The following is a 3524-nucleotide window of genomic DNA, read 5'->3' as shown; positions in this document are numbered from 1 at the left end:
CCACCCGGCGCTCGTGCTCGGCGATCGCCCCCGCGTAGGCCCGATACGACACGCGCGCGCCGGCGGCGGCGTCGGCACGATAGCGGCTGTGGGAGGAGTTGGCGTAGGCGACGGCCGTGCCGGCGTGCGGCATCATCGCGTCGCGCAGTTCGTCGAAGCCCTCGGTGGGAAGCGCGGCCAGCAGGCCGAAGCCATCGACGAGGTCGAGCGGAACCGGCGAGGGGTGCGCAAGGGGCTCCACCGTCAGAGCCCAGAACTCGCGCCACTGCCGCTCGAGCGCGGCCTGCGACCGGTCGCTGCGCGCCACGGATGCCGCCGGGAGGTTCCGCAGCGGCGGCAGCTCGGCGGGGGAGCGGATGCCGAGCAGCTGACGCACGGTGAGGGCGACGAGGACCGACGGGCTCGCGTCCTCGCGCACCACCCACTCCGGAGCCCCCGCTACCATTCGGCCATTGTAGGCGGCGCCCCGCCCGAGGGGGCGGATCGATTTCTCGCGGGGACCGTCACGCGGGGCGGACACCGTCCCGCGCCCCGGTAGGGTTTACCCGTGGCCTCTCCCTCCCACAATCCCTATGCCGCCGCAGGTGTCGACACCGCCGCGGGCGATCTTGCCGTCGAGCTGATGAAGGCGGCGGTGAAGCGCACCCACGGTCCCGAAGTGCTGGGCGGCGTCGGCGGTTTCGCCGGCCTGTTCGACGCCAGCGCGCTCACCGGGTTCACGAAGCCGCTGCTGGCCACCAGCACCGACGGCGTCGGCACGAAGGTCGCGATCGCGCAGGCCATCGACAAGCACGACACCATCGGCCTGGACCTCGTCGGCATGGTCGTCGACGACATCGTCGTGGTGGGGGCCAGGCCCCTGTTCATGACCGACTACATCGCGTGCGGAAAAGTCGTCCCCGAGCGCATCGCCGACATCGTCAAGGGCATCGCACTCGGCTGCGCGCAGACGGGCACGGCGCTCGTTGGCGGCGAGACGGCGGAGCACCCCGGGCTCCTCGGCATCAACGACTACGACGTCGCGGGTGCGGCGACCGGGGTCGTCGAAGCCGACCGTGTGCTGGGCGCCGAGCGGGTGCGCGGCGGTGACGTCGTGCTGGCCCTGGCCTCGAGCGGCCTGCACTCCAACGGCTACTCCCTCGTGCGGCACATCGTCGCCGGTGCCGGCATCGGCTACGGCGACAACGCCGCCGACTTCGGCAGCACGTGGGGTGAGGCGTTGCTGGAGCCCACCCGGCTGTACACGGCGCCGCTGCTGCAGCTGGTCGCAGACTTCGGCGACGCAGTGCACTCGCTCAGCCACGTGACCGGCGGCGGCATCGCCGCAAACCTCGCACGCGTGCTGCCGGTGGGCACATGGGTCGACGTCGATCGGGCCACCTGGAGCCCGCCGCCCCTCTTCCGCGTGCTGGCCGACCTCGGTGACCTCGATCTGACCGCCACCGAGGGCACGTGGAACCTCGGCGTCGGCTTCCTCGCCGTCGTCTCGGCCGAGCGGGCGGATGCCGCGGCATCCGCCCTCACCGCGGCGGGCATCCCCGCGTGGCAGGTCGGCGTGGTGCACGAAGGCGCGCGCCCGGAGGGCGACTACGAACAGGGCGCCAAGGGCGTCGATGGCGGCGCCGTGCGCCTGGTCGGCTCGTACGGCGAGCAGGGAGCGGACTGACACCCCATGTGCGGAATCGTCGGCATCGTCGGCCACGCCCTGGTCAACCAGGACATCTACGACTCACTGCTGCTGCTGCAGCATCGCGGGCAGGACTCCACCGGCATCGCCACCGCGGAGGCCAGCGGCGTGGTGCACATGAACAAGCAGCGCGGCATGGTGCGCGAGGCCTTCCGCACCCGCGACATGCGCACGCTGCTGGGCAACATCGGCCTGGGCCACGTGCGCTACGCCACCAGGGGCACCGCCTCGAGCGAGGAAGAGGCGCAGCCCTTCTACGTCAACGCCCCCTACGGCATCGTGCTGGTGCACAACGGCAACCTCACCAACACGCGTGAGCTCAGTGAGGAGCTGTTCCGCACCGATCGGCGGCATCTGAACACCAGCTCCGACACCGAGCTGCTGGTGAACGTGCTCGCCAACGAGCTGCAGCACACGATCCACGGCGACCGGCTCAGCCCCGACGACGTCTTCACCGCCGTCACCCGGGTGCACGGCCGCGTCGAGGGCTCGTATGCGGCCATCGCCCTGATCGCGGGCTACGGCCTGCTGGCCTTCCGCGACCCCTTCGGCATCCGTCCCCTCATCCTCGGGCGCCGGCGCACCGCTGCAGGCCACGACGAGTGGATCGTCACGAGCGAGTCGCTGGTGCTCGAGAACGGGGACTACGAGGTCGTGCGCGATGTGCTGCCCGGCGAGGCGGTCTTCATCGACCTCGACGGTGTGCTGCACTCCCGGGAGTGCGCGGCAGAGGCCAAGCTCGCCCCCTGCGCTTTCGAGTACGTCTACCTCGCCCGGCCCGACTCGATCATGAACGGCATCGCCGTCTACGAGTCCCGGCTGCGCATGGGCGAGCGCCTCGCCGACACGATCGCCAAGCACACTCCGGCGGGGTCGATCGACGTCGTCATGCCGATCCCGGACTCGGCTCGCCCCGCCGCCATGCAGGTCGCGCGCAAGCTGGGGCTGGAGTACCGCGAGGGCTTCTACAAGAACCGCTACGTCGGCCGGACGTTCATCATGCCCGGCCAGGCGGTGCGCAAGAAGAGCGTGCGCCAGAAGCTCAACGCCATGTCGAGCGAGTTCAAGGGCAAGAACGTGCTGCTCATCGACGACTCGATCGTGCGGGGGACGACCTCGAAGGAGATCATCCAGATGGCGCGGGATGCCGGCGCCAAGACGGTCACCTTCGCCTCGGCCGCCCCGCCGGTGCGCTACCCCCACGTCTACGGCATCAACATGCCCTCCCGCCACGAACTGGTCGCGCACGGCCGCACGATCCCCGAGATCGCCGCGGAACTGGGATGCGACCGCCTCGTCTACCAGGAGGTGGAAGACCTCAAGGCCGCCATCCTCGAGGGATCCGACGTCGACGACCTCGACATGAGCTGCTTCGACGGCCGCTACGTCACCGGGACCGTCTCGGACGAGTACCTCGCCTGGGTCGAGGGCACGCAGGCCTCTTGACGCGTTCCCCGGCGGAGGACTCGTCGTTCCACCCGCTGCGGCCGGGCGGGGCGCTGGCTCTCGTGGGGATCGTGCTCTTCGCGTTCTCGCTGCGCAGCGCCGTGGCCTCGCTGTCACCGCTGGTGGCGCTGATCTCGCGCGACTTCGCGCTGCCGGCTCCCCTGCTGGGGCTCATCGGCACCGCGCCGCCGGTGTGCTTCGCGGTCTTCGGGCTGCTCGCCCCGCGCTTCGAGCGCCGGTTCGGGCTCGAGCGGGTGGCCGTGGCGGCGATCGCGGTGGTCGCGGTCGGCCTGGTCTCGCGAGGCTTCGCGGTCGACTCGCTCACCCTGCTCGCCGCCACCGCACTGGTGTTCGCCGGGGTGGGCGTCGGGAACATCCTGCTTCCGCCGCT

Annotated in this window: 3 protein-coding genes and 1 pseudogene; 3 read left to right on the top strand and 1 reads right to left on the bottom strand. The window is 71.1% G+C overall.

Annotated elements, in window-relative coordinates; all coding sequences use genetic code 11:
• Nucleotides 1–445, bottom strand: a 445-nt coding sequence (locus tag NQ160_RS20815) for a zinc-binding alcohol dehydrogenase (protein WP_257516990.1), incomplete at its 3' end; no start/stop codon positions are given.
• Between the two features lie 177 nt (nt 446–622).
• On the opposite strand from NQ160_RS20815, the gene purM reads away from it, so the two are divergent.
• The 3 genes and pseudogenes from purM to NQ160_RS20800 form a co-directional block, all read left to right on the top strand.
• On the top strand, nt 623–1666 hold the full coding sequence (gene purM, locus NQ160_RS20810; RefSeq protein ID WP_257516991.1) for a phosphoribosylformylglycinamidine cyclo-ligase: 1044 nt from the start codon (nt 623–625) through the stop codon (nt 1664–1666).
• 6 nt (nt 1667–1672) lie between these two features.
• The gene (purF, locus tag NQ160_RS20805) at nt 1673–3133 is read left to right on the top strand and encodes an amidophosphoribosyltransferase (protein WP_257516989.1); all 1461 of its coding nucleotides are present in this window, start codon (nt 1673–1675) and stop codon (nt 3131–3133) included.
• Nucleotides 3130–3524: pseudogene (locus tag NQ160_RS20800) on the top strand (MFS transporter); the annotation flags it as partial. The gene purF and the pseudogene NQ160_RS20800, both read left to right, overlap by 4 nt.

Source organism: Microbacterium sp. zg.Y909 (assembly GCF_024626565.1).
The sequence above is the reverse complement of the archived record's forward strand: the minus strand, read 5'-3'. Positions and strand labels throughout refer to the sequence as shown.

Excerpts from the sequence above, each read along its gene's own strand:
- purM (WP_257516991.1), top strand. The coding sequence starts at position 623 with ATGAAGGCGGCGGTGAAGCGCACCCACGGTCCCGAAGTGCTGGGCGGC.
- purF (WP_257516989.1), top strand. The coding sequence starts at position 1,673 with ATGTGCGGAATCGTCGGCATCGTCGGCCACGCCCTGGTCAACCAGGAC.